Raw genomic sequence first — 4276 nt, 5'->3', positions numbered from 1 at the left:
TAGACCTCTTGCATAAATCCGAAAACAAACGATAGAAACAATAATGGGAGGGACTTTCAGTTAATTATTTATTAGTAGTTGATAATCTTCAAAAATGTTGCTGTACAAGGATCGACTTAAGACTTTTGCAAGAGGTCTATTCACATCTTGCCCAAAAGCCAGTTCCATCTTGGCAGCGAACTCTGGACTCCGGGCAAAGTCCCGCAACCTTTCCGTGACTGAACTCCAAGCTGTCTCTAAGACGTAAAATAGACTGCCCCCAACTCTTGGCAGAGAATCGAGTAGGAGACCTTCATCGATAATTATGGAAACAAGCGTACTACTAGCCATGGCACCACTCCTAAGCCTTTCAGGCAATCCCTAGGGTTTTTCTCTCTTTCTGGGCTGAAGGAAGGGCTTTTTTGCCCTTCACGCAACAGTCTTATCGAGTGGGACCACAGTATTCGGTTGAGAGGCACGAGGTTGTCTAGTCTTTCATCAAATCTTCCGACTTCGGCAAACGGGGTGTCTTATCTAATACATTCCCACTTTTGCTCAACTATAAAGTGACCGTCCTTTTTATGTAACCTTCACTTGTACCTACATGGTAGCTCGTTGAGAACAGAGTGTTCGTTAAGTTATATTTAAGGATAAATGGTGGGGTTGGCGTGGAGCGATTGCGGGTAACACTCGGTCAGAAAATTTGGTGTTGTCAGATCAAAATAGGAAAGATGCCATGTAATCTTTCCTATCAAAGTAATTTCAGTTCCGGTGCTGATTCGGAGCATCTTTCAATTTGACAACCCCCATAAGTAGCCTATACTCAAGGGATTTAGTCTCACCTCTGAAAACCCTAAGTTAAATAAGCGATAGTTACCCCCGAACCGCCCTCATTTTGGGGTGCTAATTGAAAGCGTTTTACCTGGGGATGACGGGATAGGAAATCGTGAACACCTTGACGCAATTTCCCCGTACCTTTACCGTGAATAATCCATAATATGCCCGATGGGGTGGCGCGGGTGATCGCCTGTTCGATATCCGTTTCTGACTCTGCCACCCTGGAACCGCGAATATCGACAGTATTATTAGCAGTACGAATTAAAGGAGTCTCCTGGGGTTTTGTGGGAGTTTGGGGCAAATTTTTGGCAGGTTTTGGCGCAGTTTCCACTTTTTGACCATCCAAAGACTCAATCTGATCTAAGGGTAGGGTCATCTTCATCATACCGAAACGCAGGGAAATCTCGTCTGATGCCGGTGAAATTGCTAAAACTTCGGCAGTTTGTCCCAAATTGGGCAAGCGCACCCTTTCCCCCACTTGCGGACGATAATTAACCTTAGTTTTTTCCGTTTTTGGTAATAACCTTTCTGCGATCGCAGTTAACTCCTCTGTGGCTTTTTGGGCATCTTTACCGGTTTTTGTTCCCGCTTGCAATCGGCGAATAACGTCATTAATCTCTGCTTTTGCCGATAGTAAAGCCTTTTGTATCTCCTGCTCCTGATAACGCTTTAATTCTCGCTCTCTCTCCTGTAGAGAATTGGCCCGCGTGGAAACTTCTGTATAAAATTTCTCCGTTTGTTGGAGTAATTGACTAGCTTCCTTAGCTTTTGACTCCTGTTCTCGTCTTTGCGCTTCCAAACCAGCAATTACTTGATTTATCTCCTCCGATAACCCCCCCAGATGATTTCTCGCTTCGGCCACAATTTCGGGACTTAATCCCAAACGCTGGGCAATAGTTAAAGCATTAGAACGCCCCGGAATGCCCCATAATAGTCGGTAAGTGGGGGAAAGAGTGCGATCATCAAACTCTACCGAGGCATTTTCAAAGCGAGAATCTCGATACTTTAACGCCTTTAATTCTCCGTAGTGAGTGGTAGCCACCGTCAGTAAACTATGATCAGCGAGGTATTGTAAAATAGCGATCGCTAAAGGACTTCCCTCGGCCGGATCCGTACCTGCTCCCACCTCATCGAGTAAAACCAAGGAACGAGAATTTAAAGCCGCTAAAATGCGAACAATCCGGCGAATATGACCCGAAAAAGTCGATAAACTCTGTTGCAAAGACTGTTCATCGCCGATATCGGCTAAAACCTGATCGAACCAGGGTATCTCTACCGGTTCCCGCGCTGGAATAAACAGGCCCGCTTTCGCCATTAAAGCCGCTAATCCGAGAGTTTTTAAAGTAACGGTTTTTCCGCCGGTATTTGGTCCGGTGATGGCAACAACGCGAATTTCTGGGGTAATCTGCACATTTATCGGTACGACCTCCCCCCCCTGTTCGTGGTGTTTTTGCCACCAGAGCAAAGGATGGCGCAAATTCCGTAAAGTAATCGTTTCCGAACCATCGATAAAGTGGGGGGGATTACCCTCTAACCATAAACTGTAACGGGCCCTAGCGGTGGCCAGATCGAGCCTAGTAGCGATCGCTAGTAAATATTCTAAGTCCTCAAAGGCTTCGGCGATCAGATTACTTAACTGCCGCAGGATTTTTTCTTCTTCGATTTGTTCCTGACGACGATATTGCCGCAGTTGATTGCCTTGGTCAACGATAGAGTGAGGTTCAATGTAAAAAGTCGCCCCTGTGCTGGAAGTATCGTGAATTATCCCCGGTATTTGCTCTTTTTGCGATGCTTTGACGGGAATCACCCAGCGCTCGCTTCTTTGGGTAATCACCGCTTCTTGGATAGCCCCGCCCTGCTTTTGCATGATATCCTGTAATTTTCGGTAAATTCGCTCTCTAATCACCTTCATTTGTCCCCGAATTTCGCGTAATTGGGGACTAGCGCGATCGGATATCCGGCCATCTTCATCGATACAACGGTGTATTTCCTGTTCTATCTCTGGATAGGTGCGAATTTCCGCTACTAACTCTTTTAAAACCGGTATATCTTCCTGTTCGTCAATTAAACGCCGTAAACGTCGCACTCCGGCCAAAGTCGTGGCAATATGTAAAAGTTCCTGTCCCGATAATAACCCCCCCAGATGCGCTCTTTCTAGGGCATCGCCGATGTCGGTAATCCCATCAAAGGAAAGACGACTATCTAATTTTTGTTCTAAACTATAAACTTCTTTGGTTTGGCAGAGTAGATTTAAACTTTCCTCTTTGCTTTCCGGTAACGGCAATTGACGAATCGCGATCGCACCTAGTTTAGTCGCTGCAAAGGTAGCTAGGTGTTGACATAGCCGCGGCCATTCCAATAATTCTAGGGTTTCGTCTTGAATCAATTTTGTAGTTTTTTATAATACGCTTTGTATTTCTAGTCTAACCAGATTTGGTCTGATTTTTACAGGAGTAGGGTGTGGGGTGTGGGCTTCGGCCGTGAGCTCAGCGTTCGACTGAGCTCACGCCGAAGTCCGAACGGGTGTGGGGAGATGGGGGGATTTCAACTAATACCCCAAAACCCTAACCCCCCAAAACCCTAACACCCAACCCCTAATCTGTATCTAAATTCCTTTCTGGAGAGAGAATTGCACCTGTTTAAATTCTTGTTTTAAACGTTGTTTGAGTTTGTCGGGGATGGGACGGGAACCGTAGGCGGTATAATAACCAGCCAGAGAGTTTAAGGCTGTTTGCATAGTAGTGAAAGAACGCAAACCCCCGGATTTTTTATCTCGTCGGTAGAGGGAGATGTAATCGTTGATTTGTTCCTTTGCCTGCGACTCAACTGCCGCTTTATTCGGGTCATCTTTGACCACATCAAGGGCTGTGGTTAAAGTTTCAATCACCGTCAGGGTATCCTGTCCATAATTGCCCGTTAACCCTGAACTACTAGAACAACCCATCAATCCGATGACAAGGACGAGAACCAAAGCTAATAAGCGAGAAATGTAAGGTTTTAGAGACATATTTTCAACACCATAAGTTAATCCCAAGTCACCTTATCCTATCAGGAAACTGTGACCAGTTCCCCATAAGAGTCAACTGGCTGTAAAAATCAGGGGTCAAACAGGGGGCAAAGAGCCAAAATATAGGCTTTTTTGGCGGCAAAAGCCCTATTTTTGCCTAAAAGTTGCGATGCTATTAACCCGAAGTGAGTTGATTCTGGACTAATTCGGGCCGCGATCAGGCACTGGTGGCGGTTTCAGGATCGATCGAGATTGGGCTTTGCGAGCGATCAATCTAGAAGATAAGTAGGTAGGTGTTAAAAGTTGTCAGACACCCCCCTTATCAAGCTGTCCTTTAGTCACATCTTTCTTAACATTTCAAACCTTTGTAGCACAAGGCTTTCAAGACTCGGTTAACAATCTGTAATATTCCTTGTTGACACCCTTACTGACAAGGAAAAAACTGAAATCAAG

Annotated in this window: 3 protein-coding genes; all 3 read right to left on the bottom strand. The window is 45.4% G+C overall.

Annotated features, from left to right (window positions below):
• Positions 1 to 60: 60 nt before the first annotated feature.
• Entirely contained in the window at positions 61 to 330 is a 270-nt protein-coding gene (locus tag ACOCD9_RS15410; protein ID WP_287701623.1) for a hypothetical protein, read from the bottom strand.
• 502 nt (positions 331 to 832) lie between these two features.
• Positions 833 to 3202 (bottom strand): endonuclease MutS2, encoded by a 2370-nt coding sequence (locus ACOCD9_RS15405; protein WP_287701625.1) that lies wholly within the window; start codon positions 3200 to 3202, stop codon positions 833 to 835.
• 219 nt (positions 3203 to 3421) lie between these two features.
• Positions 3422 to 3823, bottom strand: a complete 402-nt coding sequence (gene psb27 / locus ACOCD9_RS15400) for a photosystem II protein Psb27 (RefSeq protein WP_104396655.1) — start codon at positions 3821 to 3823, stop codon at positions 3422 to 3424.
• Positions 3824 to 4276 lie beyond the last annotated feature (453 nt).

The organism is Microcystis sp. (assembly GCF_048564745.1).
Taxonomy (GTDB): domain Bacteria; phylum Cyanobacteriota; class Cyanobacteriia; order Cyanobacteriales; family Microcystaceae; genus Microcystis; species Microcystis ichthyoblabe_A.
Note: the sequence above shows the minus strand (reverse complement) of the source record. Positions and strands in the feature narration are given on the sequence as shown.

Excerpts from the sequence above, each read along its gene's own strand:
- psb27 (WP_104396655.1), bottom strand. The coding sequence starts at position 3,823 with ATGTCTCTAAAACCTTACATTTCTCGCTTATTAGCTTTGGTTCTCGTC.
- ACOCD9_RS15410 (WP_287701623.1), bottom strand. The coding sequence starts at position 330 with ATGGCTAGTAGTACGCTTGTTTCCATAATTATCGATGAAGGTCTCCTA.